Genomic DNA, 24,594 nt, shown 5'->3' on the forward strand with positions numbered 1-24,594 from the left:
ACTCACATATCCCCAAAGAACGCCCACTGCCGCATGCGCTCCCAGCTTCTTAAAAAAGTGCTGTGAGCCTTGATGGCGGGAGTGGTTTTGGGGTTTTTCTACAGTCTCGTTAGGCCCGCAATGAAGACAATAATCTCCGCACTTTCGATCATAGTAATCATAAGTTTTCAACCGATTTATGCGAGCGCATTAAATAAAGAAGAAAAAGAAGAGTTCTCAAAAGTAGCCTGTGGCCCAGCTTGGAGAACATTTCTCCCAGACAACGAAGCATTTACAGCGGAAAATATAGAGCTTGCGGAGCTACAACATTACAACCCTGAAGATCAATGCTCACAGAACATCCCAGAGGCCGACTTCGATAATCTTTATAACTCTGTAAAGAGCGCCGCAGTCAACTCCTTCAAGGGCAGCCCATCCTCCTTTGAGGTTATGGTTAGATTCAAATTAACAACCTCGCAGCCTTCTAGTGTGGAGATGCAAGTAAGGGGCGACATAGAGTCGGATTATAAACAACTTAAAAGTTTCAAATCCGCACTAGAAAAAATAGATAACATTCATTCATCATCAGGCATTGCCTATGCGGTGTTCCATTACAAGATAAAACCGGCCTCTACTACCAAGCAATGAGCAGAGCCTAACAAGTGGTATATGGACTCTCCCCGCAAGCGGTGAGTAACGCTTTACCAACCCTGTCGTCAGTGCGGTTGCATTCGTATATTCGGCCTGTGTTGGGCGTTTACGCCCTGGCCACTCTGTAGTTCGCGCAGCGGGGGCCAAGCGCTCAATCGATCACAAAGATCAGCATTGTTATCGGCCTTGTTCCGCTGCAGGACTCGCCCGTTCCGACAGTGTCGCTGTTCACCACAACCACCAGAAACCCTCTTCCTGATTACCCTTGCCCGCCATCAGGCGGGCTGCTTGCTTTGCCAGTTACCACTGAATCTCCGCTCGTGACACCACACCGCCCAGCAGATCCTCACCATTTTGTTTGCCAACGCCACGGTGGCCTTGTTATGGCCAATGCGCGCTGCCGTTTGTGTAGCCCAGCGCTGCAATGCGGTCAGCCGCTCTGGCGTTTTAGCCTGACAGCGCTGGGCTGCCAATAAGGCGGCGCGCGCGCCGTGGATCAGCAAGGTGCGCACATAGGTGTTGCCCTGACGGCTGATGTGCCCCAGCTTGCGACTGTTGCCGCTGCTGTATTCGCGCGGGGTCATGCCCAACCAGGCACTCAACTGACGACCACTGGCAAAACGTTCGGGCTGGCCGACGGCTGCCTTCAAGGCACTGGCGGTCAGCAGGCCGATGCCACTGACTTCATCCAGCTTGTGCACGATCTCGTCGTCGGCATGCCAGCGCTTGAGTTGCTGTTCGCACTCGATCATGCATTGCTCATACAGGTTGATCTCCGCCAGGACGATATGCAGTTGGCCGCTCAGTGGCGCCACCTCAGGCCGATCGACCAACTCCTGGGCCGCGCGCAGAAATGCAGCAGTCGCTGCCGGCGCTTCGATACCGGCCTCACGAAGAATGCCGCGGAGCAGGTTGATGCGCTGGGTGCGGCTCTTCTTCCAGGTTTCCCGCAGGCCGTGCAACTGTTGCACTTGCTGCTGCTCGTGACTCTTCACCGGCACCGGATGAATGCCCTTGCAGCGCCCCGCTTCGAGGATGGCGTCGCAGTCATTACGGTCGGTCTTGTTACGCCGCCGGTAGGGCCTTACATAGCGCGCATGCAACAGGATCACTCGATGCCCCAGCGATTGCGCCAGGCGCCCCCAATAGTGGGCGGTGCCGCAGGCTTCCATCACCCACTCGACCGGCTCGATCTGCTCCTGTATATATCGCTGGAACGCTTCTCGACTCAGCCGCTTGCGCTGACTCACCTGACCGACATGGACACTCTCGGCAACTTGGTAAACGGACTTGGCCAAATCAACTGCAATACGCTTGTGCATAGCGACTCTCCCAGCGATCACCACGAACTGTTCGGTTCGCAGAAGTGTGGTGCAAGGAGAGTCCATTACAGCATTCAAGCCCGCTCGCTTCGCTCACTCGGGACCAGCTAAAGCTGGCCCCTTAACCAAACGTTAGGCACACGAGAGAAATCATTGTATGGAATGGAATCCTTTAGTCCCTGAGTTGGTCGTGAACAGCTACGAAATCTCAAAGAAATTTTACACAGAGATTTTCGGCTTCAATCTTAGCTTCGAACGCCTAGAAGATAGATTTGGATATTTTGATTTAAGTGGCGCCCAAATAATGCTTTTGCAAAGCCCAGGCGCTGACATTTATCAAATTAACCGCACTGGCCCTAACGGGAAAGGTCTTCACTTTCAAATCGAGCTAAATTCAATCTCCGAGTTACTTTCCCGCTTACAGGCTGCATCTATTCCACTGGCGTCGGAAATAACAGAAGAATGGTATCGTGCGGGCGAGATAGCGCACGGCCAAAGAGAGTTTTTTGTTGCCGACCCTGACGGGTATTTATATCGTTTCTTCGAATATATCGGTGAGCGTGCTGCCTAACAAGGCGTATATGGGCAATGGAAGCTCTATTGCCTGACGCACAACATCGAAAAACTGGCGACCCAAGGGGCCTGGCAATGAATCCAAGCCCCCGCACACAGACACTCTTGATGCCCCTGAGGCGCTTAATATGCAGCCGATGGTTTCAGGGTGGTCTTCCAACACACCAATCCCGAAACACCCCGGCCACGACCACGCATTTCAACAACACGAAAAAAAACGTTGTGGAAATAAACGGCGGGAGTGGTTTTGGGGGTTTTCTACAGATTCGTTAGGCATCACACGGACGCACCTTGGATCTCCAACGCCACAGGCCAGTCCCTCGTTCTGTACCCTGAGGAGCATCCGGAGGGCGGTTCGACACGTATACCAACGGTCACTTGCACGGAGCACAATCGAGCCACGAGTGACGCTACTGTCTCCTCGGCATCTGAAAGGAGTACGGAACCATGCTTATCGAACGGTTCAAAATGCAGTGCAGGCCTGAGAAGGTAGATCAAGCCATTGCAGCGCTCGCGGAGGTCGCCAGAGCGAGCCGCAGACTCGATGGTGTCGTCCACTTCGACATCGGCCGCGACATCCTGGATCCAAATACGTTCATCGCCACCGAGGTCTTCTTGGATCGCACCGCCCTGGACCGACAGGAGTCCTTGCCGGAGGTTCATAAAATCATGGGCCTCTTTCCGGACCTGCTCGCAGGTGAACCTGAGGCGACAATCTTTCACGTCTCCTCTCACGAGCCCGCTGCTTGAGCCTGCGCGACCGCGCGGGGGGTGATGCCTAACCCCTCGCTCGAGAGCCGACCCGCGAGGCAGGGCGTCCTGCCTCGCGGGTCGGCTCAGCTCGAACGTTAGGGAAAGTTGCTTTACCAGTTACCGCTGAAGCGCCGCTCATGGCACCACACTGCCCAGCAAATCCGCACCATCTTGTTGGTCGCACTCAATCGGCAAGCTCTAACGCTAAGGTCTAATCCTTCATTGCACCGGACTGCCTTCGGCGTCTGGCAAATTCAATTGTTAGGCATAGGGAGTCATCACATTGAGCACGCTTCCATCTTCGCTCATTGCCGGCAGCGCGGCGATCATTCTGCTGCTTGGCCTCGTTCACCTTTTGTACACCTTCTACGGCTCTAAGCTGCTGCCCCGCGATCCTGAGCTACTGGCGCGCATGCAGGAGGTTTCGCCGGTAATCACCCGCGAAACAACCATGTGGAAGGCCTGGGTCGGCTTCAACGCTAGCCACAGCTACGGTGCCATCCTGTTCGGCGGCGTGTACGGCTACCTGTCGCTGATGCACGGTGCGTTCTTGTTCCAGTCCATCTTCCTTCTGTCGCTTGGGCTGCTACTGCTCTTGGGCTATGTCTTCTTGGGCAAACGCTACTGGTTCAGCATTCCGTTTCGCGGCATCCTTTTGGCTACTGCCCTTTATATCCTCGCGCTCCTCAGCAACTGGGCCTGAGCCGTCGTATCGCTGGCGCGGTCGGCTGAACCCGAGCGTGAAAAAACGTCAGGCTCAGCAAGCAGCTCAGGACGCCAGCTCAAAGCGGCTGCAATGCGCATTGCCAAAAGGGCAAGCGACTGCGGCACCGCAAGGTCATCCAGCAGGTTTATTCGGGGTTGCCCGTATTAACCCAGCCGGGGCGGTTACAATGGCCGCCCTCTCCTTCACGGCCCTTGTCATGACAGACCCCATTCGCCTCTCTAAACGCCTTGTCGAGCTGGTCGGCTGCTCTCGCCGGGAGGCGGAGCTGTACATTGAGGGTGGCTGGGTCACGGTTGACGGCGAGGTGGTCGAGGAGCCGCAGTTCAAGGTGCAGAAACAGAGGGTCGAGCTACTCCCGGATGCCGTGCTGAGCAAAGCCGAGCCGGTCACCCTGCTGCTGCATCAGCCACCGGCACCTGACTCCAGTGCGGCCTTGCAGTTGATCAGCCCGGCGACGCTGTCGGTTGATCACCGCTACGGCACCCGCCCACTCAAGGGCCACTTTGTACGGCTGAGCCCGACCGCGGCATTGCAAGCGGATGCCGGCGGTTTGCTGGTGTTCACCCAGGATTGGCGTGTGCTGCGCAAGCTGACTGACGATGCGGCCAAACTCGAACAGGAGTACATCGTCGAGGTGGCTGGCGAGATCGCCGAGCACGGGCTCAACCGGCTCAACCACGGCCTGACCTACAAGGGTTGGGTACTGCCGCCGGTGAAGGCCAGCTGGCAGAACGAAACCCGCCTACGCTTTGCCCTGAAGAATCCGCAACCGGGCCAGATCGCGCGCATGTGCGCCAGCGTCGGGCTGACGGTCATCAGCATGAAGCGTATCCGCATCGGTGGCGTCTCCATGGGCAAATTGCAGCCAGGACAATGGCGTTATCTGGCGGCGACCGAGAAGTTCTAATCCCGCGCTCGCTGACAGCGCTGCGGCGCTGTCTCTTTATGAATTAATCAGGACACCACAATGATCAATAACGATGTATTGCGCAGCGTGCGCTACATGCTCGACATCAGCGATGCCAAGGTCGTCGAGATCATCAAGCTCGCGGATTACGACGTTCAGCCAAGCGCCGTGAGCGCATTTCTGAAGAAAGACGAAGAAGAGGGTTATGCCGATTGCAGCGATGAAGTGATGGCGCACTTCCTCGACGGCCTGGTGTTCCATAAGCGTGGCAAGGACGAAAGCCGCCCGGCGCATCCGATGGAACTGCCGGTCACCAACAACATGGTGCTGAAAAAACTCCGTGTGGCCTTCGAGCTGAAAGAAGACGACATGCACGCCATTCTGCAAGCCGCTGACTTTCCGGTCTCCAAACCGGAGTTGAGCGCACTATTTCGCAAGTTTGGCCACAGCAACTACCGCACCTGCGGCGATCAGTTGCTGAGAAACTTCCTCAAGGGCCTGACCCTGCGTATTCGCGGCTAAGCAACTTGGCCTATGGGGGGACGGCTTGGCCACCACCCCGCGGCGCATGGCCGTGCATTCCCAAGCGCAATAGTGCCTCCGCGATGCCCTCGCGCCGATTAGGGTATGCCCACCCATCGCTCAGAGGACTCGCCATGCACCCCTACTTCTCCCTGCAAGGCCGCACGGCCTTGGTCACCGGCGGTACCCGTGGCATCGGCAAGATGATTGCCAAGGCCTTCGTCGAGGCCGGCGCCAGGGTGTATGTCTGCGCCCGCGACGCCGAGGCCTGCGCACAGACCGCTGCCGAACTGTCGGCCTTCGGCGAGTGCCGCGGCATTCCGGCCAACTTGATCAGCGAAGAAGCGGTAGAGGCGCTGGCGGCGCAACTGAGCAGTGAAATCGGCCAGCTGGATATCCTGGTGAACAACGCCGGCACTACCTGGGGCGCACCCCTGGAAAGTTATCCGGTGAAGGGCTGGGAGAAGGTCATGCAGCTGAACGTCACCTCGGTGTTCAGCTGCATCCAGCACTTGCTGCCGCTGCTGCGCAAGGCCGGCTCGGCGGCGAACCCCGCGCGGATCATCAATATCGGCTCGGTGGCGGGGATTTCCTCCTTCGGCGAAGACGCCTATGCCTATGGCCCGAGCAAGGCGGCGCTGCACCAGCTGTCGCGGATACTGGCGCGCGAGCTGGTCAGCCAGCACATCAACGTCAACGTCATCGCCCCCGGGCGCTTCCCGAGCAAGATGACCAGCCATATCGCCAAGGATGCCGAGGCGCTGGCCGAAGACAGCGCGCTGATCCCGATGAAGCGCTGGGGTCGTGAAGAAGAGATGGCGGCACTGGCCATCAGCCTGGCGAGCACCGCCGGGGCCTACATGACCGGCACTATCATCCCCATCGACGGCGGCTTCAGCCTCTGAGGCGCGCCTGCCGCCTGCCGCTCGCACGGGTCGCGGTGGGCGACAGCCGGTCAGGCCTTGGGCCCTTGGTCGGCTACCGCTGCTCCGTGCCCCGGCTCTGCTAGCGTTATTGGATGGGGATAACGCGACCTCTCGCGCTAGAAAAGCGAGAAGGAGGTTAGCAGTGAACAAGGCAAACTGGCGTTTGCAGGGGACCGAATTCGCCTCCTGCAACTGCAACTGGGGCTGCCCGTGCCAATTCAGCGCCCTCCCCACCCACGGCAATTGCGAAGCCGTGGTTTCGATGCGGGTGGAGCACGGGCACTTCAACGACATATCCCTGGATGACCTGTGCTGGGTGGGCACTTTCGCCTGGCCCGGCGCCATCCATGAGGGCAATGGCCGTTGCCAGGTGTTTATCGAGGACAAGGCCTCGCCAGCGCAACGCGAGGCACTCCTGACCATCCTTTCCGGCCAGGAGACGGAACCCGGCGCCACCGTGTTCCAGGTGTTCAGTAGCACCATCACCGAAATGTACGAACCGCAGTTCGTGCCGATCGAGTTCTCGGTCGACATGGCCAGCCGTCAGGCGCACACGCGGATCCCCGGCGTGCTGGAGGTGACCGGTGAACCGATCCGCAATCCCGTCACCGGTGAGCCGCAGGAAGCCCGCCTGATCCTGCCCAACGGCTTTGAATTCACCGAGGCGGAAATGGCCAGTGGCAGTTATCGCACCCACGGCGCCATCAAGATCAGCTCGAAGCAGGGCCATGGGCACTTCGCCCGATTGCATTTCACCGGTCAGGGAGTGGTGCGCTAAGGGTGCTCAGGTTATCCGAGGGCGTGGCTGAAAAAGCCCAGCCCAGCCCGCGCCTATGGCCGTTGCGTAGGGAGCAATGGCTGTTGTTGCTGTGCCTGTCGGCGCTGACCGGCCTGGCGTGGCTGGCGCTGTTGCGGCTGGGCAAGGGCATGATTGAGCCTGGTGGTATGGCGGACATGGCCATGGCCGGCATGCCGATGCCCTGGAGCTTCGGCGAAGCAGTGCTGATGTTCGCCATGTGGGTGGTGATGATGATCGGCATGATGCTGCCCAGCGCCATGCCGATGCTGCTGATGTACCAGCTGATGCTGCGCAAACGCCTGCCAAACCCACAGAGGCGCTGGGCCCTATCGCTGTTCTGCCTGGCCTATGTGCTGGTCTGGAGTGGCTTCAGCCTGCTCGCCACCTTGCTGCAATGGGGCCTGGAGCAGCTCGCCCTGCTCAGCCCCGAGCTGCGCGGCAACCCCGTCCTGGCCGCGGGCCTGCTGTTGGCTGCCGGCACTTACCAACTGTTGCCCACCAAGGCCGCCTGCCTGGAGCGCTGCCGTGGGCCGCTGCATTTCTTGCTGGCGTACTGGCGTCCTGGCGTGCGTGGCGGCTGGCGTATGGGCCTGGCCCACGGCCTGTACTGCCTGGGCTGCTGCTGGATGCTGATGGGCCTGTTGTTCGTTGGCGGGGTGATGAACCTGCTGTGGGTCGCGATGATCGGCGGCTATGTCCTGCTCGAAAAGACCCTGCCCGGCGGGCGCTGGTTCAGCCGCCTGGGTGGCCTGCTGCTGCTAGGTTGGGGGGTGTTCCTGCTGCTGCACGCATGAGCACTGGCCAAGCGCCCCTGCGCAGGTATGATGGCGCGGTTCCTGGCCAGTCTTATTCCCATGCCCTACTCCGTATCCCCCATCGGTTTCGTCCGCTCCTGCTTCAAGGAGAAATTTGCCATTCCGCGCCAGCCACAATTGGCGCCGGCCGCGCGTGGCGTGCTGGAGCTGGTGCCGCCGTTCGATCAAGCCGAAGCCATCGAAGGCCTGGAGCAGGTCAGCCATGTCTGGCTGCTGTTCCTCTTTCATCAGGCGCTGGAAGACAAACCGCGCTTGAAGGTACGCCCGCCGCGCCTCGGCGGAAATCAATCGCTCGGGGTGTTCGCCACCCGCTCGACGCACCGGCCCAATGGCATCGGTCAGTCGGTAGTCAAGCTGGAACGGGTCGAACCCGGCAAACTCTGGCTGTCCGGTATCGACCTGCTGGACGGCACGCCAGTGCTGGATATCAAACCCTACGTACCCTATGCCGACCGGCTCGATACGGCCTTCAACCGGATTGCCGACGCGGCCCCGCAGCTGATTGCCGTGGAGTGGTCTGACGCCGCGCTAGCACAGGCCCAGGCGCAGGCGCAGCGCCTCGGCGAGCCCCTGGTCGAGTTGATCGAGCAGTGCCTGGCGCAAGACCCGCGCCCGGCCTATCAGCAGCCGGAACCCTCACGTCGCTACGGCACCCGCCTGTGGGATGTGGAAGTGCGCTGGCACTATCCCGAGCCCACGCGCATCTGCGTGGTGGAAGTGGCTAAAGCCTAGGCATCGAGACCCAGGGCAGAGAACTCGAGTCGCGGTTCTTCAGGGGCGAATTCATGCCCCCCTACAGCCTTGCCCCGTCAGCTACGCGCCGGATTAAGCGCCAGCCCATCGGCCTCCATCACCTCCTGGGTGACGATCAGTGGATTGACCAGCGGCCGGCTGGCGAGGAAGTGCGCCGTCAGCATATGCGCCTCAAATGCCGCCTCGTCGGTGTAAACCTCGTAGAGATAAAGCAGATCCGGATCGCTGCGATCACGCAGCACATCGAACACCAGGCAGCCTGGCTCATCGCGCACCGAGGCGGCGGCGTTGACGCGCATGGCGGCCATAAAGGCCTCGAAGCTGTTGGGCTTTAGCTGGGTCTTGAGAATCAGGCAGTACACAGAGCCATCCTTTTTGTCTTATATTCTCAGCGAATTGTATACAAATTGGAGTACAAGAAAATGCCCAGCCGCCCCAGCCAGCTTAACGGCTTACGCCACCTGGCCCTCCTGGTGCCGAACCTGGAAGCCTGTGAGCGCTTCTATGTCGAGGTGCTCGGCATGCAAGTGCTGCACCGTGCCAATGAAGACCTGGTGTACCTGACCTGCGGCAACGACAACCTCTCCCTCGGCCGCGCCTATGCCGAGAGCAGCGGTGTGCAGGCGGTCGATCACTACGGTTTTATCGTCGACAGCGTCGAAGAGCTGGAAGCCTGGTATCAGTACCTGCAGGCGCAGGGCGTCACCCTGCTCGACCGTCCCTTCGATCACGGCGATGGCGCGCGCAGCTTTCATCTGCTCGACCCCGCCGGCAACAAGGTGCAGCCGATCTATCACCCGGCGCTGTCCGGCCAGCGTTTCAACCACGCCTGAGCAGCTGGCTGCACTCGCCGATTTTGAAAATAGCCTCTAGGCAGAGACAAAAAAGCCCGCCAATTGGCGGGCTCCTCAGGTGGCGCGAGCGGCTTACTTCTCGACGAAGGCACGTTCGATCAAGTAGTCACCCGGCTCGCCCATGCGTGCCGAGATTTTCAGGCCGAAGCTGTCCAGCACTTCGCTGGTCTCATCGAGCATGCTCGGGCTACCGCAGATCATCGCGCGGTCGTCCTGCGGGTTGATCGGTGGCAGGCCGATGTCGCTGAACAGCTTGCCGCTGCGCATCAGATCGGTCAGGCGCCCCATGTTCTCGAATTCCTCACGAGTCACCGTGGGGTAATAGATCAGCTTTTCTTTCAGCGCGTCACCGAAGAATTCATTCTGTGGCAGGTGCTCGGTGATGAACTCCCGGTACGCCACTTCGTTCACGTAGCGCACGCCGTGAATCAGGATGACCTTCTCGAAACGCTCGTAGGTCTCAGGGTCCTGGATCACACTCATGAACGGCGCCAGACCGGTGCCGGTGCTGAGCAGGTAGAGGTGTTTGCCCGGCAGCAGGTCATCCAGCACCAGGGTGCCGGTCGGTTTGCGGCTGACCATCAGCTCGTCACCTGGCTTCAGGTGTTGCAGTTGCGAGGTCAGCGGGCCGTCCTGAACCTTGATGCTGAAGAACTCCAGGTGCTCTTCGTAGTTCGGGCTGGCGATCGAGTAAGCACGCATCAGCGGGCGCCCGTTCTCTTGCTGCAGACCGATCATCACAAACTGGCCGTTCTCGAAACGCAGGCCAGGATTGCGGGTGGTCTTGAAGCTGAACAGGGTATCGTTCCAATGGTGGACGCTGAGCACACGCTCTACGTTCAGATTGCTCATGCAGGCTTCCTCGGAAAGTCGCTCACACCCGACGGGTGCAGTTGCGTGGCATCTTAAGGGCGGCCACAATATCTGTTAAGTGAATTATTAAGATATAGGTTATCGGTTATATAGATATGCGATTCACTCTCCGTCAACTTCAGGTCTTTGTCGCCGTCGCGCAGCAGGAAAGCGTGTCGCGCGCGGCAGCCTCCCTGGCCCTCTCGCAGTCGGCCGCCAGCACCTCGGTGACTGAGCTGGAGCGGCAATCCAACTGCCAGCTGTTCGACCGCGCCGGTAAACGCCTGTCGCTCAACGCCCTCGGCCATCAGCTGTTGCCACAAGCGGTAGCGCTGTTGGATCAGGCGAAAGAAATCGAGCGCATGCTCAACGGCAAAAGCGGCTTCAGCTCGCTTGCCGTCGGCGCCACCCTGACGGTGGGCAATTACCTGGCGACCCTGCTGATCGGCAGCTTCATGCAGCACCACCCGGAGTGCCGGGTCAAACTGCATGTGCAGAACACCGCTCACGTGGTGCAACAGGTGGCGCACTACGAGATCGATCTGGGCCTGATCGAGGGTGACTGTCAGCACCCGGATATCGAAGTGCAGCCCTGGGTGGAGGATGAGCTGGTGGTGTTCTGCGCGCCGCAGCATCCGCTCGCCAGCAGTGGCCAAGCCAATTTGGAGGAACTGACCCGTGAGGCGTGGATTCTGCGCGAGCAGGGCTCGGGTACGCGCCTGACCTTCGATCAGGCGATGCGCCATCACCCGACGGCGCTGAATATCCGCCTGGAGCTGGAGCATACCGAGGCGATCAAACGGGCGGTGGAATCCGGCCTGGGGATCGGCTGCATCTCGCGCCTGGCGCTGCGCGATGCGTTCCGCCGGGGCAGTCTGGTGGCGGTGGAAACCCCGGAGCTGGACCTCACCCGGCAGTTCTACTTCATCTGGCACAAACAGAAGTACCAGACCAGCGCCATGCGCGAGTTTCTCGAGCAATGCCGCCAATTGACGGCAGGCGTCAGCCGCAGCGACGAGATCGTGTTGCCGTCGATTGCCTACTAGAAGGTGGATGCACCGGACTCGCGGTACATCCATGCGCGGACGCCCTACAGCAGAATGACCGCCCAGACGCTGGCGATCAGGCTCAGCGCGACAAACTGCGCGGCGCTGCCCATGTCCTTGGCATTCTTCGACAGCGGGTGCGGATCCAGCGAGATGCGGTCGATTGCCGCTTCGACTGCCGAGTTGAGCAGTTCAACGATCAAGGCCACCAAGCACACGGCAATCATCAACGCCCGCTCGCCGCGGCTGACGTCGAAGTAGAACGCCAGCGGAATCAGCAGCACATTCAGCAACACCAGTTGGCGAAAAGCGGCCTCACCGGTGAAGGCGGCGCGCAGGCCATCGAACGAATAGCCGGCGGCGTTAAGGATGCGTTTCAGGCCGGTCTGGCCCTTGAATGGCGACATAGGAAAACAACCAAAATGTGTGAGGGCCGCAGGCTATGCCAAAAACAGTCAAAAATCCGTGAAAACCCGATGCGGCAGGCCGGCTCAGTTGGCAGGGATGGATTCCAGATGTTGCAACAACAGCGCCGCCTGAGTCCGCGTGCGCACGCCCAGCTTGCGGAAGATGGCGGTGACGTGGGCCTTGATCGTCGCCTCGGAAACGTTCAGCTCGTAAGCGATCTGTTTATTCAGCAGGCCATCGCAGACCATGGTCAACACCCGGAACTGCTGCGGCGTCAGGCTCGCCAGCCCGGCACTGGCGGCCTTGGCTTCGGCCGACACACTGGCCCCCTCGAGCGCCAGCGGCGGCCACCAAACCTCGCCCTCGAGCACCACCCGCACGGCCTGCTGAATGGTTTCCAGCGAACTGGATTTCGGAATAAAACCACTGGCACCAAAGGCGCGGGCACGGGCGACCACGGCGGCCTCTTCCTGGGCCGACACCATCACCACCGGAACCTGCGGATACTGCCCGCGCAGCAGCGCCAGGCCAGAGAAGCCATAGGCGCCCGGCATATTCAGGTCGAGCAGAACCAGATCCCAGTCGGCTTTTTCGCCCAGGCGGGCTTCCAGTTCGGCGATGCTGGCGGCTTCCACCAGCCGCACTTGCGGGCCAAGGCCCAGCGTTAGCGCCTGCTGGAGGGCACTGCGAAACAACGGATGATCGTCGGCAATCAGGATTTCGTAGGCGGCCATGGGCATATCCTGTTCTTGTTGTGGGCCGGAGGCGGCGCCCAGCATGCCGAGCCATGCTGGGGTGGTCAAGTTCCAAGCTTTACGGCACAGTCTGCGGCTTTCTTGCCGAGAACGCCCATGCGAAGCCAAACCCTGCGCGCCGACCTATTAATGCTGATTACCGCGGTGATCTGGGGTAGCGCCTTTGTCGCTCAACGCATAGGCATGGACTCGATCGGCCCGTACCTGTATTCCGCCCTGCGCTTTGCCCTCGGCACCTTGGTCTTGCTGCCGCTGGTGTTGCGCAGGCCAGCCGCAGGGGCAAAACAACCGCTGAACCCTGGCCTGCTGTTCGGCGGCGTACTGATGGGTATCGCGCTATCGCTGGGGATCAATCTGCAACAGGTTGGTTTGCTGTTCACCAGCGTGACCAACTCCGGCTTTATCACCGGGCTGTATGTGATCATAGTGCCGCTGCTGGGCTTGGCCCTGGGTCACAAGACCGGCCTCGGCACCTGGCTGGGTGCGAGCCTGGCGGTGCTCGGCATGTTCCTGCTGAGCGTCGGCGAGAATTTCCACGTAGCCTCCGGCGACTGGCTGCAACTGGCCGGCGCCTTCGTCTGGGGCATCCATGTGTTGCTGGTGGGCTTTTTCGCCAGCCGCTATGACCCGATCCGTCTGGCGGCCATCCAGTTCGCCGTGTGTGCGCTGGTTAGCCTGCTGCTGGCGCTGGTGTTCGAAGAGATTCATGTGGACAACATCGTTGCCGCCGGCCCGGCGATTATTTATGGCGGGCTGATCTCCGTCGGTATCGGCTACACCTTGCAGGTAATAGCGCAGAAAGATGCCATCGCCTCCCACGCGGCCATCATCTTCTCGCTGGAGGCGGTATTCGCCGCCATTGCCGGCGCCCTGTTGCTCGACGAGTCGCTGCACCTGCGCGGCTATATCGGCTGCGGCTTGATGTTCGCCGGGATGCTGGTGGCGCAACTGTGGCCGAAGAAGCTCGACACCGACCCGCTTGCAACCAACACCGCGTGACCGTCTTGCTGGTTCAAGTTTGCTCGGAAGACGCCGTCATACCCGCCAAAGCGGCGGGTATGACGGCGACGATATAGAGCACTCAGCGCTCTCGCACGCTCGAACAGTGCTTTGCGGAAAACCTACAGATACGCCGCCAGCCGCTGGTGCGTCTCGTCTTCGGGATCAACCGCACGCTGATATTTGGCGCCCAGGTAATGCGCGGTAAACACCTCCAGATAAGCATCCAGCGCCGCGCCGGCCCGTTGTTCACCGGCCAGTTCCAGGCACAACGCCGCCACCTCCGAGGTACACAGATGGTCGTCGCGCTTGGAGCGCCGCAGGCGATAACGCGACAGTTGCTCGGGTTGCAGGCTGAGTACCGGCAGGCTGTCGAGATAGGGACTCTTACGGAACATCTTGCGCGCCTCGGTCCAGGTCGCATCGAGCAGGATAAACAGTGGGCGCTTGCCCTCCTCCAGGCTGACCTCGGTCACCACTCGCTCGGGCGCGACAAACTCACCGGGGAAGACCACATAGGGTTGCCACTGCGGATCGTTGAGCAGCATCGGCACCTCGGGTTCGACCGAGGTACGAAACCAGCTGTAGGCGAAGGTGTCCGGCACCACGTCGGCAATCAACCAGCCGGTGTTGGTCGGTTTCAACGGTTCCACGTCGTGCATCAACAGGCAGACACCTGCCTGCGTCTGCATCCGTGGGCGCCAGGCGCACAGGCAATAGCTGTCGATCACCCGGCAATGTTCGCAGCGCACCGCGCGCGAACCACGGGCGATGAAAGGCTTGGTGCTGCGCTCCAGGCGTTCGGCGCGCAGCCGAGAAACGGCATGGCTCATCGCGGCTTTCGAGCAAAAAGATAAGCGCTGAACATAGGAACATTCCGACGGGCAAAAGAGATGGCGAAGTTTATCAGAGGCCTTGCTGAAAACCGCCGGGAGCCAGACTTAAGGTCGTTCAAGGTTCAGCGCGAACAAGCTCTTAACCTACAGCAGCACTGGAATGGTACGCCGCATAGCGAGTGCCGCGGGGCACAGCGGCCATGCTCGGACTTGATCTCCCCTTGCGGCTTGTTCAGGATGCGCGCTGCTAGAGTTCTGCACTCTTGGCCAGGTGGGTGAACACCCAGTGCGATCCGGAGTCAAAGTCGTTTTATCCTTATGGAGATTTACATGCTGCGCGTTATGGCCGTTGCCCTCTGCTTTGCCCTGCCCACGGCACAGGCCGCCTCGCTCAAGGACTACGAACTGATCAAAATGCTGGATCAAGTGGCCAAAGAAAGTAGCCTCGGCACGCCACGAGCGATCAACGAAGACATCCTCGATCAGGGCTATACGGTAGACGGCAATGAGCTGGTCAATCACCTGAGTGTGCGTGAAGGCCACGCCGCACAGATGCGCGGCAACCCCGACGCGGTGCGCGCACAACTGGCCAACAGCGTTTGCCGCAACACCGGCTATCGCCAGCTACTGGCCCGCGGCGCAGTGCTGCGCTATCAATTCAGCGAGTACAAGAGCAACCGCCCGATCACCACTGAACGCTTCAGCAAAGCCGACTGCGGCCTGAAGTAATCGGCTCGGTTGCACCACGGCTCATCGCAAGCCCCTCCACAAGACGCTGCGCACAGTCGTTTAGCTGGCGCTGTCGTTGGCTTGTGCCGCGTGCTGTCGCAACGGTTTACAGGCCAATCCACTGGCAGCCCAATCCCGCCGCCAACAAACCTGCGCCGACCTCCCGCTTCGTGGTACAACCTTAAACACTCGGCAGCGCACGCCAGCCGTCTAAACGGCCTGTTTGATTGCAGTAGTAAGCTCAGCACCTTGAGCTTTACTGAACATTAAAGGGATCGAAAAAACCCAATCACTGCGCGAGCGCATAACGCAAAAGCCCTGTTCGAGCAGGCCCGCTTTTGAACCAGAAGGAGCACTCGCACTCGAAGTCAGCACTGCTCGATACACACCCCTATCGATCAGTGCCTGCCAGACCCCCTTGGGTCTGACTGCGCAATTCAAGCCAATCCGCCTGAATTGCTCGCGACACAGCCCGTGTCGCAGCCGTGCCAACCACAGTGGCACAGCCAAAGGTTCTGCAGCACAAGGAGAAGTTGAATGCCTTACGAACCGGACGACTATCTATCTCGTCACTTCCAGACCAGTGGGATCGACCTCGCCAGCAAGGTCGATGAACTGGTCGCGCTGTCTACCCCTGGCAGCAGCGTCAATCTTGCGCTTTACCGCGAAATGCTGATCACCGTCATCCGCATGGCCCAAGCCGACCGCAATCGCTGGGACGCGAAAATCATGCTGCAAACCCTGCGTGAAATGGAGCACGCCTTCAGCAGCCTCGAGCAGTTTAAACGTCGGCGCAAAGTCACCGTCTTCGGCTCCGCACGAACCCCCATCGATCATCCGATCTACGCGTTGGCCCGTGAACTCGGCGCCACTCTGGCGCGTTATGACTTGATGGTGGTTACCGGTGCCGGTGGCGGCATCATGGCGGCGGCCCATGAAGGCGCCGGGCTGGAGAACAGCCTGGGCTTCAACATCACCCTACCCTTCGAGCAAGGCGCCAACGCCACCGTCGAAGGCAGTGGCAATCTGCTGTCGTTCCACTTCTTCTTCCTGCGCAAGCTGTTCTTCGTCAAAGAGGCCGATGCGCTGGTGCTCTGCCCTGGCGGCTTCGGCACGCTGGATGAAGCGCTGGAAGTGCTGACACTGATCCAGACCGGGAAAAGCCCGCTGGTCCCTGTGGTACTGCTGGATGAGCCCGGCGGTAGTTTCTGGCAGGACGCCTTGACCTTCATCCACAAACAACTGGAGGGCAATGGCTACATCCTCTCCAGCGACATGAAACTGATCCGCCTGGTACACAGCGCCGAAGAAGCCGCGGAAGAAATTGCCCAGTTCTATAGCAACTTCCACTCCAGTCGCTGGCTCAAGGATCGCTTCGTGATTCGCCTGAACCATGCACTGAACGAGACCGCGCTGACGCAATTGCATGAAGACTTTACCGACCTCTGCAAGAGCGGCGGTTTTCAGCAGCAGGCACTGTTCGACGCAGAACGTGACGAACCCGAGCTAAGCCACCTGACCCGCCTGGCCTTTATCTTCAATGGTCGCGATCACGGCCGTTTGCGTGAGCTGCTCGACACCCTCAACCTGCCGCAAAACTGGGCGTAACCGCCTAGCTCTCGCACAGCTATAGCTGACCTGCTTCCTCGACATCCAGCCATGCGCATAGCGCATGGCTTAAGGCTGCCTGCGACACGCTCAGTCGCCGTCGAGGGCACCGCGCAGCAGGCGGCCAATCAAATCCAGCGGGTAACCGCGATAACTGAGAAAACGGCCCTGCTGGGCACGCTCACGAGCCTCGCTGGGTCGCTGTCCGGCAAACTTGCGCCGCCAGGCTTCCTCCAGTTGCTCACGCCAGTTAATCCCACTGTCGCGCAAGGCCTGCTCGATATCCGCCCGCGACAAGCCGCGTTGCACCAACTCTTCACGGATGCGCAACGGCCCATAGCCGGCACGCGCACGGGAGGAGACAAAGCTTTCCAGGTAACGGGACTCAGAGAGCAACCCCTCTTGCGCAAGGCGGTCGAGGGCGGGCTCAATCAACTCGGGAGGGGCGCCGCGCTGGCGCAACTTACGCGTCAGCTCGACGCGCCCATGCTCGCGGCGCGCCAGGAGATCCATGGCGGTCCGCCGTACTGCGGCAGGGTTGTCGAGCACGAGGGACATAGTGCGAATCAGGCGTCAGCGTCAGCCAGATCATCGACCGTGCTGGTCGCCGCGGCGGCGCTAGCGTTGGAAGCCACCAACAGTTTGTCGCGGATCAGCTTCTCGATGGTCTTGCCAACTTCCGGGTTGTCTTCCAGGTACTTGGCGGAGTTCGCCTTACCCTGACCAATCTTGTTGCCGAGGTAGCTGTACCAGGCGCCGGATTTCTCCAACAGGCCAAGCTGCACGCCCAGATCGATAATTTCACCGTTCCGGTAGATGCCCTTGCCGTAAAGAATCTGGAACTCGGCCTGACGGAATGGCGGTGCCACCTTGTTTTTCACCACCTTGACGCGAGTTTCGCTACCCACCACCTCGTCACCCTCTTTCACCGCGCCAGTGCGGCGGATGTCCAAACGGACAGAGGCATAGAACTTCAGGGCGTTACCGCCGGTGGTGGTTTCCGGGCTACCGAACATCACGCCAATCTTCATCCGGATCTGGTTGATGAAGATCACCAGGCAATTGGCGTTTTTGATGTTGCCGGTGATTTTACGCAGCGCTTGAGACATCAAGCGGGCCTGGAGGCCGACGTGCATATCGCCCATCTCGCCTTCGATTTCCGCCTTAGGCACCAGAGCCGCCACGGAGTCGATGATGATCACGTCCACCGCATTGGAGCGCACCAACATGTCGGTGATCTCCAGCGCCTGCTCGCCGGTGTCCGGCTGCGAGACCAGCAGGTCATCGACGTTGACGCCCAGCTTAGCGGCGTAATCCGGATCGAGTGCGTGCTCGGCATCGACGAAGGCGCAGGTCGCGCCCATTTTCTGCGCTTCGGCAATCACCGACAGCGTCAGAGTGGTTTTACCGGAGGACTCGGGACCGTAGATCTCGACGATCCGGCCTTTCGGCAGACCGCCAATGCCCAGCGCGATGTCCAGCCCGAGAGAGCCGGTAGAAATGGCCGGAATCGCCTGGCGATCATGATCGCCCATGCGCATTACCGCGCCTTTGCCGAATTGCTTTTCAATCTGGCCAAGGGCCGCAGCCAAGGCGCGCTTCTTATTCTCGTCCATTGAATCCTCACGTGATCAAGAGGGCCTAGTGGCCGCTAACAACTGTATAAGTAGCCAGTATTATTCCATAGGGCAAGTCGCTCGCCTACCCCTGAACTGGATTTTCTCCCGCGGCTAGCCGGATCAGCCCCGCTAGCGCGGCCTCGACCGTTTGTCGGCGCACCTCGGTGCGCTCACCCGAGAACTGCCGACACTGCGTAACCAGCTGTTCGGCATTGCACCAAGCCAACCAAACCATGCCCACCGGCTTTGCCGGTGAACCACCATCCGGCCCAGCCACTCCGCTCACCGCCACAGAGAAACGCGCTGCGCTTTTAGACTGCGCGCCACGTGCCATGGCCTCGACCACCTCACGACTGACCGCACCCACCGACACAAACAACTCGGCCGGCACATCCAGCTGAAGGGATTTCTGTCTGTCCGAATAGGTGACATAACCCGCCTCAAACCAGACCGAACTGCCAGGGATACGGGTGATCGCCTCGGCAATGCCGCCGCCCGTGCAGGACTCGGCAGTAGTCACCTGGGCATTCAAGGACTGCAGGCATTCGCCAAGCTGCGCGGCGAGACGGGTAATCTCTTCCAAGACCTTCTCCGGGGTTAAAGCGGGTTAGTGGGATACCGTACACTAGCGCCTTTTGCACGCAAGGCCTGGTAATGAGTCAGAGCGACCTTTCCGCCCACACCCCGATGATGCAGCAATACTGGAAACTGAAAAATCAGCACCCAGATCAGCTGATGTTTTACCGCATGGGTGACTTCTACGAGATCTTCTATGAAGACGCGAAGAAGGCCGCCAAGCTGCTCGACATCACCCTGACCGCCCGCGGCCAGTCGGCCGGCACCGCCATTCCGATGTGCGGGATTCCCTATCATGCCGCCGAGGGCTATCTGGCCAAGCTGGTCAAACTCGGCGAGTCGGTGGTCATCTGCGAACAGGTCGGAGACCCGGCGACCAGCAAGGGCCCGGTCGATCGCCAAGTAGTACGGATCATCACCCCTGGCACGGTGAGCGACGAGGCACTGCTCGACGAGCGCCGGGACAACTTGCTGGCCGCCGTATTGGGTGACGAACGCCTGTTCGGCTTGGCCGTGCTGGACATCACCAGCGGTCGCTTCAGCGTGCTGGAAATTAACGGCTGGGAGAATCTGCTCGCCGAGCTGGAGCGCCTCAACCCGGTTGAGCTGCTGATTCCGGATGACTGGCCGCAAGGCCTGCCTGCCGAGAAACGCCGCGGCGTACGTCGTCGCGCGCCCTGGGACTTCGAGCGTGACTCGGCGCTCAAGAGCCTTTGCCAGCAGTTCGCCACCCAGGATCTGAAAGGCTTCGGCTGCGAGAACCTGAGCCTCGCCATCGGTGCCGCCGGCTGCCTGCTGGCCTACGCCAAAGAGACGCAGCGCACCGCCCTGCCGCACCTGCGCAGCCTGCGCCATGAGCGCCTCGACGATACGGTGATCCTCGACGGCGCCAGCCGCCGCAACCTTGAGCTGGACACCAACCTCGCCGGTGGCCGTGACAACACATTGCAATCGGTGATCGACCGCTGCCAGACTGCCATGGGTAGCCGCTTGCTAACCCGCTGGCTGAATCGCCCGTTGCGCCAACGCGCGGTGCTGGACGCGCGCCAGGAATCCATCGCCTGCCTACTGGAACGCTATCGCTTCGAGAACCTGCAACCGCAACTGAAAGAGATCGGCGACCTCGAGCGCATCCTCGCCCGCATCGGCTTGCGTAATGCGCGGCCCCGCGATCTGGCGCGTCTGCGCGATGCCCTCGCGGCGCTGCCCGAATTGCAGAAGGCAATGGCTGAACTGGAAGCGCCGCACCTGAACGAGTTGGCGGCAACCGTCCGTACTTATCCAGAACTGGCAGATCTGCTGCAACGCGCGATTATCGATAATCCACCCGCGGTGATTCGCGATGGCGGCGTGCTCAAGACCGGCTACGACGCAGAGCTGGACGAGCTGCAAGCGCTGAGTGAAAACGCCGGACAATTCCTGATCGATCTCGAAGCACGCGAGAAGGCCCGTACCGGGCTGGCAAATCTAAAAGTTGGCTACAACCGTATACACGGCTATTTCATCGAACTACCGAGCAAACAGGCCGAACAGGCGCCTGCCGACTATATCCGCCGACAGACGCTGAAAGGCGCCGAACGCTTCATCACACCCGAGCTGAAAGAATTCGAAGACAAGGCGCTGTCGGCCAAGAGCCGTGCCCTGGCCCGCGAGAAAATGCTGTATGACGAGCTGCTGGAGCGACTGATCGGCCACCTTGGCCCACTGCAAGACAGCGCCAGCGCATTAGCCGAACTGGATGTGCTGAGCAACCTGGCCGAGCGCGCCCTGAACCTTGACCTAAACCGCCCGCGCTTCGTCGATGAACCGCGTATGCGCATCGAGCAAGGGCGCCATCCGGTGGTTGAGCAAGTGCTGACCACCCCCTTCGTCGCCAACGATCTGACGCTGGACGACACAACCCGGATGCTGATCATTACCGGGCCAAACATGGGTGGTAAATCCACTTATATGCGGCAAACCGCGTTGATCGTGCTGCTTGCGCATATCGGCAGCTTCGTCCCGGCAGCCAGCTGCGAGCTGTCGCTGGTCGACCGTATTTTTACCCGGATCGGCTCCAGCGATGACCTCGCCGGCGGCCGTTCGACCTTCATGGTCGAGATGAGCGAAACCGCCAATATCCTGCACAATGCCAGCGACCGTAGCCTGGTGCTGATGGACGAGGTCGGGCGCGGCACCAGCACCTTCGATGGCCTGTCACTCGCCTGGGCGGCCGCCGAACACCTGGCCAAGCTGCGCGCCTATACGCTGTTCGCCACCCACTATTTCGAGCTGACGGTACTGCCGGAAAGCGAGCCAGTGGTGGCCAACGTGCACCTGAATGCTACCGAGCACAACGAGCGCATCGTCTTCCTGCACCACGTTCTGCCTGGCCCGGCGAGTCAAAGCTATGGCTTGGCCGTCGCGCAGCTGGCCGGCGTACCCGGCGATGTCATTCTGCGCGCCCGCCAGCATCTGGCCCGCCTGGAAACCACCAGCCTGCCCCATGATCTGCCGCGCGCAGCGCCCGGACAGCCTGCACTACCGATGCAAAGCGACCTGTTTGCCAGCCTGCCGCATCCGGTGCTGGAGGAATTGTCGAAGATCAATCCGGATGATCTAACTCCGCGTCGTGCGCTGGAACTGTTATATACACTGAAAGCGCGAATCTAACGCCCGCCCGCGCAAGCTGTTAGAATCGCGCGCGCTTTGGGATGCTGCGGCCTATTAGCCTGGTGCCGTAGCTATAATTTCCCGAGCCGAGGAGTCCAACTCATACAAGGACTCCCCAGCCGCCTGAGGAGAGAATTAGAAATGACCTTCGTCGTCACCGACAACTGCATCAAGTGCAAATACACCGACTGCGTGGAAGTCTGTCCGGTGGACTGCTTCTACGAAGGCCCGAACTTCCTGGTGATCCACCCGGACGAGTGCATCGACTGCGCACTCTGCGAGCCCGAGTGCCCAGCCCAGGCCATCTTCTCGGAAGATGAAGTGCCTGAGGACATGCAGGAATTTATCGCGCTGAACTGTGATCTGGCCGAGATCTGGCCCAATATCACCGAGAAGAAAGAAGCGCTGGCCGACGCCGAAGAGTGGGATGGCGTCAAAAACAAGCTGCAGCAGCTGGAACGCTGATTGCTGCAGACTTGAATGCAAAAGGCCCGCTTCGGCGGGCCTTTCGCATTTTTGCCTGTTACTTTTCTACAGGCAAAAAAAGGGGCGGTATGACCCGCCCACTCTTTTGTCCCTACTCCCTTTCTTTCCCAACTCATCGTCCTGATGAATCGCTTCCCGCGATGCTCCCGACCAACATCCTAGTCAGCCCGCGTCTTTCCCTCGACACAGGTGTGATAGTAGCGATATTCCTGACAGCAGCAAGCCAGGCAAAACACCTAAAAGCCGTTAAATCGCGCTACGACATAAAAATAAAACTATAAATATCAATAACTTAACTTAATAATCGATCGTATCAGGCCACTGACTGGCAGACCTTCCCGCTAATCACTTACACCGCCTGTAAGCAATCACTTACAAGACCCCAGATAAAAAACCCGGCCGAAGCCGGGTTTCTGTTAGAGCGTTAAGCAGTTACTGAAACAGAGCGTCGCTCGACAGGCCGTTCTTCTCCAGAATTTCACGCAGACGCTTGAGCGCCTCCACTTGAATCTGCCGCACTCGTTCGCGGGTCAGACCAATCTCCTGGCCAACTTCCTCCAGGGTGCAACTTTCATGGCCGCGCAACCCAAAGCGCCGTACCACGACCTCACGCTGCTTATCGGTCAGTTCCGACAGCCACTGGTCGATACTCTGCGATAGATCATCGTCCTGCAACAGCTCGCAAGGGTCGGTCGGGCGCTCATCGGTCAAGGTATCGAGCAGCGTCTTGTCGGAGTCTGGCCCGAGGGAGACATCCACAGAGGACACGCGCTCGTTCAGCCCCAGCATGCGCTTGACCTCGCCGACTGGTTTTTCCAGCAGATTGGCAATCTCTTCGGCCGAGGGTTCGTGGTCGAGTTTTTGCGTCAGCTCACGGGCAGCGCGCAGGTAAACGTTCAATTCCTTGACCACATGAATCGGCAGCCTGATCGTCCGAGTCTGATTCATGATGGCCCGTTCGATCGTCTGCCGAATCCACCAGGTGGCGTAAGTCGAGAAACGGAAGCCGCGCTCAGGATCGAACTTCTCCACCGCTCGAATCAGGCCAAGGTTGCCCTCTTCGATCAGATCCAGCAGTGACAGGCCGCGATTAACGTAACGTCGAGCGATCTTCACCACCAGGCGCAGGTTACTTTCGATCATGCGCTTACGCCCAGCCGGATCGCCCTTCTGCGCCAACCGCGCGAAGTGCACTTCCTCTTCGGGAGTAAGTAAGGGGGAGAAACCGATTTCGTTGAGGTACAGCTGAGTTGCGTCTAGCGCACGAGTGTAGTCGATGTACTTGTGTTGCTTAGGTGAGGTGGAGTGTTTGGACTTGGTGCGTTTGCTAGGAGTATCGGACTCCTCACTGAGCACTTCCTCCAAGACGATGCCGGGCTCCATAAGCAGCACTTCATCATCTAAGTCAAACTCCGGCGCTTCTTTGTTGAGTGCCATTTTTTTTGTCCCTTGCTGAGTTCGACAGCAAGCTCCGGCGGCGCCTTGTTTCCCTGGCAACACCTGAGCCCGTCCTCCTACATGGTGGCGCGGGCTGACAGCTGATCAACGGCGAGGCAGGAATTGCAGTGGATCTACAGGTTTACCCTGACGGCGAATCTCAAAGTGGAGTTTCACTCGATCGGCTCCTGTGGAACCCATTTCGGCAATCGTCTGCCCTGCTTTGACCTGCTGCCCCTCCCGTACCAAAAGCCTGCGGTTGTGGCCGTAGGCGCTTACGTAGGTATCGCTATGCTTGATGATCACCAACTCGCCGTAGCCCCGTAAACCACTCCCGGCGTACACCACGGAACCATCAGACGCAGCTAAAATAGGCTGTCCTAATTCACCAGCGATATCAATTCCTTTATTCAAACTGCCGTTTGAGGAAAAACGCCCGATTAAAGCACCGCCGGCAGGCCATGCCCAACCCGAGGCCGAGCGGCTCACTGCTTGCACTGGCGTATTCGTCGGGGGCTGCACGACAGGCGCCTGAATCGGGCGGTTAAGCGGCACCGTTGGCTCTGGCACGGCTGGCGTCTTGACCGGCGACGACCTCACTACGACCGGAGTCGCAGCCGCGACCGCTGGTCCGCCGCGTGACTTGCCATCAAAGCGAATCGCCTGCCCCACCCGGATCGTATAAGGCGCAGGAATGTTGTTGCGCGCAGCCAGCGCTTTCCAGTCCCAGCCGAAGCGGAAGGCGATCGAATAGAGCGTATCCCCACGCTGCACCACGTATTGCCCACTGGTTACGGCTTGACGTTGCGGGGTGGATGCCGCGCGCTTGTTGTTGCGATCGACCACCTGCACGGTACTGGACGGCGAACTACTACAGCCGGCCAATAGCGCACTGAGGACAAGGCCACTCAGTAGACGCTGTGCGCCACCGATGCAAATCCGCTGCCGAATGGCTGTGAGACTCACCCGCCTCTCCCTTTCCCGGTGACTATTCATGGTCGTTATTGTGC

28 protein-coding genes are annotated in these 24,594 nt (G+C 59.9%); 17 read left to right on the plus strand and 11 right to left on the minus strand.

Translation table 11 applies throughout. The features are described from left to right. Positions 1-120: 120 nt before the first annotated feature. On the plus strand, positions 121-627 hold the full coding sequence (locus FFS13_RS18040; RefSeq protein WP_137820435.1) for a hypothetical protein: 507 nt from the start codon (positions 121-123) through the stop codon (positions 625-627). 278 nt (positions 628-905) lie between these two features. Here the strand turns inward: FFS13_RS18040 and FFS13_RS18045 are convergent, their stop codons facing one another. Beyond that, the gene (locus FFS13_RS18045) at positions 906-1,952 is read right to left on the minus strand and encodes an IS110 family transposase (protein WP_137820436.1); all 1,047 of its coding nucleotides are present in this window, start codon (positions 1,950-1,952) and stop codon (positions 906-908) included. Between the two features lie 157 nt (positions 1,953-2,109). Between FFS13_RS18045 and FFS13_RS18050 the strand changes: the two genes are divergently transcribed. The 9 genes from FFS13_RS18050 (at position 2,110) to tsaA (ending at position 8,706) form a co-directional block, all read left to right on the plus strand. Beyond that, entirely contained in the window at positions 2,110-2,523 is a 414-nt protein-coding gene (locus FFS13_RS18050; RefSeq protein WP_137820437.1) for a VOC family protein, read from the plus strand. A gap of 449 nt (positions 2,524-2,972) precedes the next feature. Continuing rightward, positions 2,973-3,275 carry a putative quinol monooxygenase gene (locus FFS13_RS18055; protein WP_137820438.1) on the plus strand — a complete coding sequence of 101 codons (303 nt, stop codon included), beginning with the start codon at positions 2,973-2,975 and terminating at the stop codon, positions 3,273-3,275. Positions 3,276-3,561: 286 nt separating this feature from the next. Further along, positions 3,562-3,981 (plus strand): hypothetical protein, encoded by a 420-nt coding sequence (locus FFS13_RS18060; RefSeq protein WP_137820439.1) that lies wholly within the window; start codon positions 3,562-3,564, stop codon positions 3,979-3,981. 220 nt (positions 3,982-4,201) lie between these two features. Then, a complete protein-coding gene (locus tag FFS13_RS18065; protein ID WP_137820440.1) occupies positions 4,202-4,912 on the plus strand; it encodes an rRNA pseudouridine synthase in 711 nt (236 codons plus the stop codon). 60 nt (positions 4,913-4,972) lie between these two features. After that, complete coding sequence (locus tag FFS13_RS18070) at positions 4,973-5,434, plus strand: DUF1456 family protein (protein ID WP_137820441.1); 462 nt, start codon at positions 4,973-4,975, stop codon at positions 5,432-5,434. 134 nt (positions 5,435-5,568) lie between these two features. After that, entirely contained in the window at positions 5,569-6,339 is a 771-nt protein-coding gene (locus FFS13_RS18075) for an SDR family oxidoreductase (protein WP_137820442.1), read from the plus strand. A gap of 163 nt (positions 6,340-6,502) precedes the next feature. Then, positions 6,503-7,138 (plus strand): DUF1326 domain-containing protein, encoded by a 636-nt coding sequence (locus FFS13_RS18080; protein ID WP_137820443.1) that lies wholly within the window; start codon positions 6,503-6,505, stop codon positions 7,136-7,138. A gap of 23 nt (positions 7,139-7,161) precedes the next feature. Beyond that, positions 7,162-7,953, plus strand: coding sequence for a DUF2182 domain-containing protein (locus FFS13_RS18085; RefSeq protein WP_256657943.1), 792 nt, complete (start codon positions 7,162-7,164; stop codon positions 7,951-7,953). Positions 7,954-8,013: 60 nt separating this feature from the next. Then, the gene (gene tsaA, locus FFS13_RS18090; protein ID WP_137820444.1) at positions 8,014-8,706 is read left to right on the plus strand and encodes a tRNA (N6-threonylcarbamoyladenosine(37)-N6)-methyltransferase TrmO; all 693 of its coding nucleotides are present in this window, start codon (positions 8,014-8,016) and stop codon (positions 8,704-8,706) included. Positions 8,707-8,783: 77 nt separating this feature from the next. On the opposite strand, the gene FFS13_RS18095 is transcribed toward tsaA, so the two are convergent. Beyond that, positions 8,784-9,089 carry a putative quinol monooxygenase gene (locus FFS13_RS18095; RefSeq protein ID WP_137820445.1) on the minus strand — a complete coding sequence of 102 codons (306 nt, stop codon included), beginning with the start codon at positions 9,087-9,089 and terminating at the stop codon, positions 8,784-8,786. Positions 9,090-9,149: 60 nt separating this feature from the next. On the opposite strand from FFS13_RS18095, the gene FFS13_RS18100 reads away from it, so the two are divergent. Beyond that, positions 9,150-9,560, plus strand: a complete 411-nt coding sequence (locus tag FFS13_RS18100) for a VOC family protein (protein WP_137820446.1) — start codon at positions 9,150-9,152, stop codon at positions 9,558-9,560. Positions 9,561-9,653: 93 nt separating this feature from the next. Here the strand turns inward: FFS13_RS18100 and fpr are convergent, their stop codons facing one another. After that, positions 9,654-10,433: a ferredoxin-NADP reductase gene (gene fpr, locus FFS13_RS18105; RefSeq protein WP_137820447.1), complete on the minus strand. Its 780-nt coding sequence runs from the start codon at positions 10,431-10,433 to the stop codon at positions 9,654-9,656. 116 nt (positions 10,434-10,549) lie between these two features. On the opposite strand from fpr, the gene FFS13_RS18110 reads away from it, so the two are divergent. After that, entirely contained in the window at positions 10,550-11,479 is a 930-nt protein-coding gene (locus FFS13_RS18110; protein WP_137820448.1) for a LysR family transcriptional regulator, read from the plus strand. A gap of 44 nt (positions 11,480-11,523) precedes the next feature. On the opposite strand, the gene FFS13_RS18115 is transcribed toward FFS13_RS18110, so the two are convergent. Then, positions 11,524-11,886: a diacylglycerol kinase gene (locus FFS13_RS18115; RefSeq protein ID WP_137820449.1), complete on the minus strand. Its 363-nt coding sequence runs from the start codon at positions 11,884-11,886 to the stop codon at positions 11,524-11,526. An 84-nt stretch (positions 11,887-11,970) separates the two neighbouring features. Next, positions 11,971-12,621: a response regulator transcription factor ErdR gene (erdR, locus tag FFS13_RS18120; protein WP_137820450.1), complete on the minus strand. Its 651-nt coding sequence runs from the start codon at positions 12,619-12,621 to the stop codon at positions 11,971-11,973. Positions 12,622-12,738: 117 nt separating this feature from the next. Here erdR and FFS13_RS18125 point away from each other — a divergent pair, with 117 nt between their 5' ends. Beyond that, a complete protein-coding gene (locus tag FFS13_RS18125) occupies positions 12,739-13,641 on the plus strand; it encodes a DMT family transporter (RefSeq protein WP_137820451.1) in 903 nt (300 codons plus the stop codon). Positions 13,642-13,763: 122 nt separating this feature from the next. On the opposite strand, the gene FFS13_RS18130 is transcribed toward FFS13_RS18125, so the two are convergent. After that, positions 13,764-14,474: a tRNA-uridine aminocarboxypropyltransferase gene (locus FFS13_RS18130; protein WP_137820452.1), complete on the minus strand. Its 711-nt coding sequence runs from the start codon at positions 14,472-14,474 to the stop codon at positions 13,764-13,766. A gap of 333 nt (positions 14,475-14,807) precedes the next feature. On the opposite strand from FFS13_RS18130, the gene FFS13_RS18135 reads away from it, so the two are divergent. Both FFS13_RS18135 and FFS13_RS18140 read left to right on the plus strand, forming a co-directional pair. Continuing rightward, entirely contained in the window at positions 14,808-15,206 is a 399-nt protein-coding gene (locus FFS13_RS18135; RefSeq protein ID WP_137820453.1) for a quorum-sensing-regulated virulence factor family protein, read from the plus strand. Between the two features lie 537 nt (positions 15,207-15,743). Next, positions 15,744-16,814 (plus strand): LOG family protein, encoded by a 1,071-nt coding sequence (locus FFS13_RS18140; protein WP_137820454.1) that lies wholly within the window; start codon positions 15,744-15,746, stop codon positions 16,812-16,814. Positions 16,815-16,904: 90 nt separating this feature from the next. On the opposite strand, the gene recX is transcribed toward FFS13_RS18140, so the two are convergent. The 3 genes from recX to FFS13_RS18155 all read right to left on the minus strand — a co-directional run bounded on the left by recX (position 16,905) and on the right by FFS13_RS18155 (position 19,016). After that, positions 16,905-17,372, minus strand: coding sequence for a recombination regulator RecX (gene recX / locus FFS13_RS18145; RefSeq protein WP_137820455.1), 468 nt, complete (start codon positions 17,370-17,372; stop codon positions 16,905-16,907). Between the two features lie 8 nt (positions 17,373-17,380). Next, complete coding sequence (gene recA / locus FFS13_RS18150; RefSeq protein ID WP_137820456.1) at positions 17,381-18,430, minus strand: recombinase RecA; 1,050 nt, start codon at positions 18,428-18,430, stop codon at positions 17,381-17,383. 85 nt (positions 18,431-18,515) lie between these two features. Further along, complete coding sequence (locus tag FFS13_RS18155; RefSeq protein ID WP_137820457.1) at positions 18,516-19,016, minus strand: CinA family protein; 501 nt, start codon at positions 19,014-19,016, stop codon at positions 18,516-18,518. Positions 19,017-19,087: 71 nt separating this feature from the next. Here FFS13_RS18155 and mutS point away from each other — a divergent pair, with 71 nt between their 5' ends. Together mutS and fdxA are read left to right on the plus strand one after the other, a co-directional pair. Beyond that, positions 19,088-21,661, plus strand: a complete 2,574-nt coding sequence (mutS, locus tag FFS13_RS18160; RefSeq protein WP_171006513.1) for a DNA mismatch repair protein MutS — start codon at positions 19,088-19,090, stop codon at positions 21,659-21,661. 141 nt (positions 21,662-21,802) lie between these two features. Next, complete coding sequence (fdxA, locus tag FFS13_RS18165) at positions 21,803-22,126, plus strand: ferredoxin FdxA (RefSeq protein WP_137820459.1); 324 nt, start codon at positions 21,803-21,805, stop codon at positions 22,124-22,126. A gap of 453 nt (positions 22,127-22,579) precedes the next feature. Here fdxA and rpoS read toward each other — a convergent pair whose 3' ends face one another. Together rpoS and FFS13_RS18175 are read right to left on the minus strand one after the other, a co-directional pair. After that, positions 22,580-23,584, minus strand: a complete 1,005-nt coding sequence (gene rpoS, locus FFS13_RS18170) for an RNA polymerase sigma factor RpoS (RefSeq protein ID WP_137820460.1) — start codon at positions 23,582-23,584, stop codon at positions 22,580-22,582. Between the two features lie 105 nt (positions 23,585-23,689). Beyond that, on the minus strand, positions 23,690-24,550 hold the full coding sequence (locus FFS13_RS18175) for a peptidoglycan DD-metalloendopeptidase family protein (protein ID WP_256657944.1): 861 nt from the start codon (positions 24,548-24,550) through the stop codon (positions 23,690-23,692). Positions 24,551-24,594: the final 44 nt, after the last annotated feature.

The organism is Pseudomonas sp. 2FG, from assembly GCF_005502935.1.
Lineage (GTDB): Bacteria > Pseudomonadota > Gammaproteobacteria > Pseudomonadales > Pseudomonadaceae > Aquipseudomonas.

Excerpts from the sequence above, each read along its gene's own strand:
- rpoS (WP_137820460.1), bottom strand. The coding sequence starts at position 23,584 with ATGGCACTCAACAAAGAAGCGCCGGAGTTTGACTTAGATGATGAAGTG.
- FFS13_RS18130 (WP_137820452.1), bottom strand. The coding sequence starts at position 14,474 with ATGAGCCATGCCGTTTCTCGGCTGCGCGCCGAACGCCTGGAGCGCAGC.
- FFS13_RS18135 (WP_137820453.1), top strand. The coding sequence starts at position 14,808 with ATGCTGCGCGTTATGGCCGTTGCCCTCTGCTTTGCCCTGCCCACGGCA.
- fpr (WP_137820447.1), bottom strand. The coding sequence starts at position 10,433 with ATGAGCAATCTGAACGTAGAGCGTGTGCTCAGCGTCCACCATTGGAAC.
- FFS13_RS18045 (WP_137820436.1), bottom strand. The coding sequence starts at position 1,952 with ATGCACAAGCGTATTGCAGTTGATTTGGCCAAGTCCGTTTACCAAGTT.
- mutS (WP_171006513.1), top strand. The coding sequence starts at position 19,088 with ATGAGTCAGAGCGACCTTTCCGCCCACACCCCGATGATGCAGCAATAC.
- FFS13_RS18115 (WP_137820449.1), bottom strand. The coding sequence starts at position 11,886 with ATGTCGCCATTCAAGGGCCAGACCGGCCTGAAACGCATCCTTAACGCC.
- recX (WP_137820455.1), bottom strand. The coding sequence starts at position 17,372 with ATGTCCCTCGTGCTCGACAACCCTGCCGCAGTACGGCGGACCGCCATG.
- tsaA (WP_137820444.1), top strand. The coding sequence starts at position 8,014 with ATGCCCTACTCCGTATCCCCCATCGGTTTCGTCCGCTCCTGCTTCAAG.
- FFS13_RS18065 (WP_137820440.1), top strand. The coding sequence starts at position 4,202 with ATGACAGACCCCATTCGCCTCTCTAAACGCCTTGTCGAGCTGGTCGGC.
- FFS13_RS18110 (WP_137820448.1), top strand. The coding sequence starts at position 10,550 with ATGCGATTCACTCTCCGTCAACTTCAGGTCTTTGTCGCCGTCGCGCAG.
- FFS13_RS18100 (WP_137820446.1), top strand. The coding sequence starts at position 9,150 with ATGCCCAGCCGCCCCAGCCAGCTTAACGGCTTACGCCACCTGGCCCTC.
- FFS13_RS18125 (WP_137820451.1), top strand. The coding sequence starts at position 12,739 with ATGCGAAGCCAAACCCTGCGCGCCGACCTATTAATGCTGATTACCGCG.
- erdR (WP_137820450.1), bottom strand. The coding sequence starts at position 12,621 with ATGGCCGCCTACGAAATCCTGATTGCCGACGATCATCCGTTGTTTCGC.
- FFS13_RS18140 (WP_137820454.1), top strand. The coding sequence starts at position 15,744 with ATGCCTTACGAACCGGACGACTATCTATCTCGTCACTTCCAGACCAGT.
- FFS13_RS18070 (WP_137820441.1), top strand. The coding sequence starts at position 4,973 with ATGATCAATAACGATGTATTGCGCAGCGTGCGCTACATGCTCGACATC.
- FFS13_RS18075 (WP_137820442.1), top strand. The coding sequence starts at position 5,569 with ATGCACCCCTACTTCTCCCTGCAAGGCCGCACGGCCTTGGTCACCGGC.
- recA (WP_137820456.1), bottom strand. The coding sequence starts at position 18,430 with ATGGACGAGAATAAGAAGCGCGCCTTGGCTGCGGCCCTTGGCCAGATT.
- FFS13_RS18050 (WP_137820437.1), top strand. The coding sequence starts at position 2,110 with ATGGAATGGAATCCTTTAGTCCCTGAGTTGGTCGTGAACAGCTACGAA.
- fdxA (WP_137820459.1), top strand. The coding sequence starts at position 21,803 with ATGACCTTCGTCGTCACCGACAACTGCATCAAGTGCAAATACACCGAC.
- FFS13_RS18055 (WP_137820438.1), top strand. The coding sequence starts at position 2,973 with ATGCTTATCGAACGGTTCAAAATGCAGTGCAGGCCTGAGAAGGTAGAT.
- FFS13_RS18040 (WP_137820435.1), top strand. The coding sequence starts at position 121 with ATGAAGACAATAATCTCCGCACTTTCGATCATAGTAATCATAAGTTTT.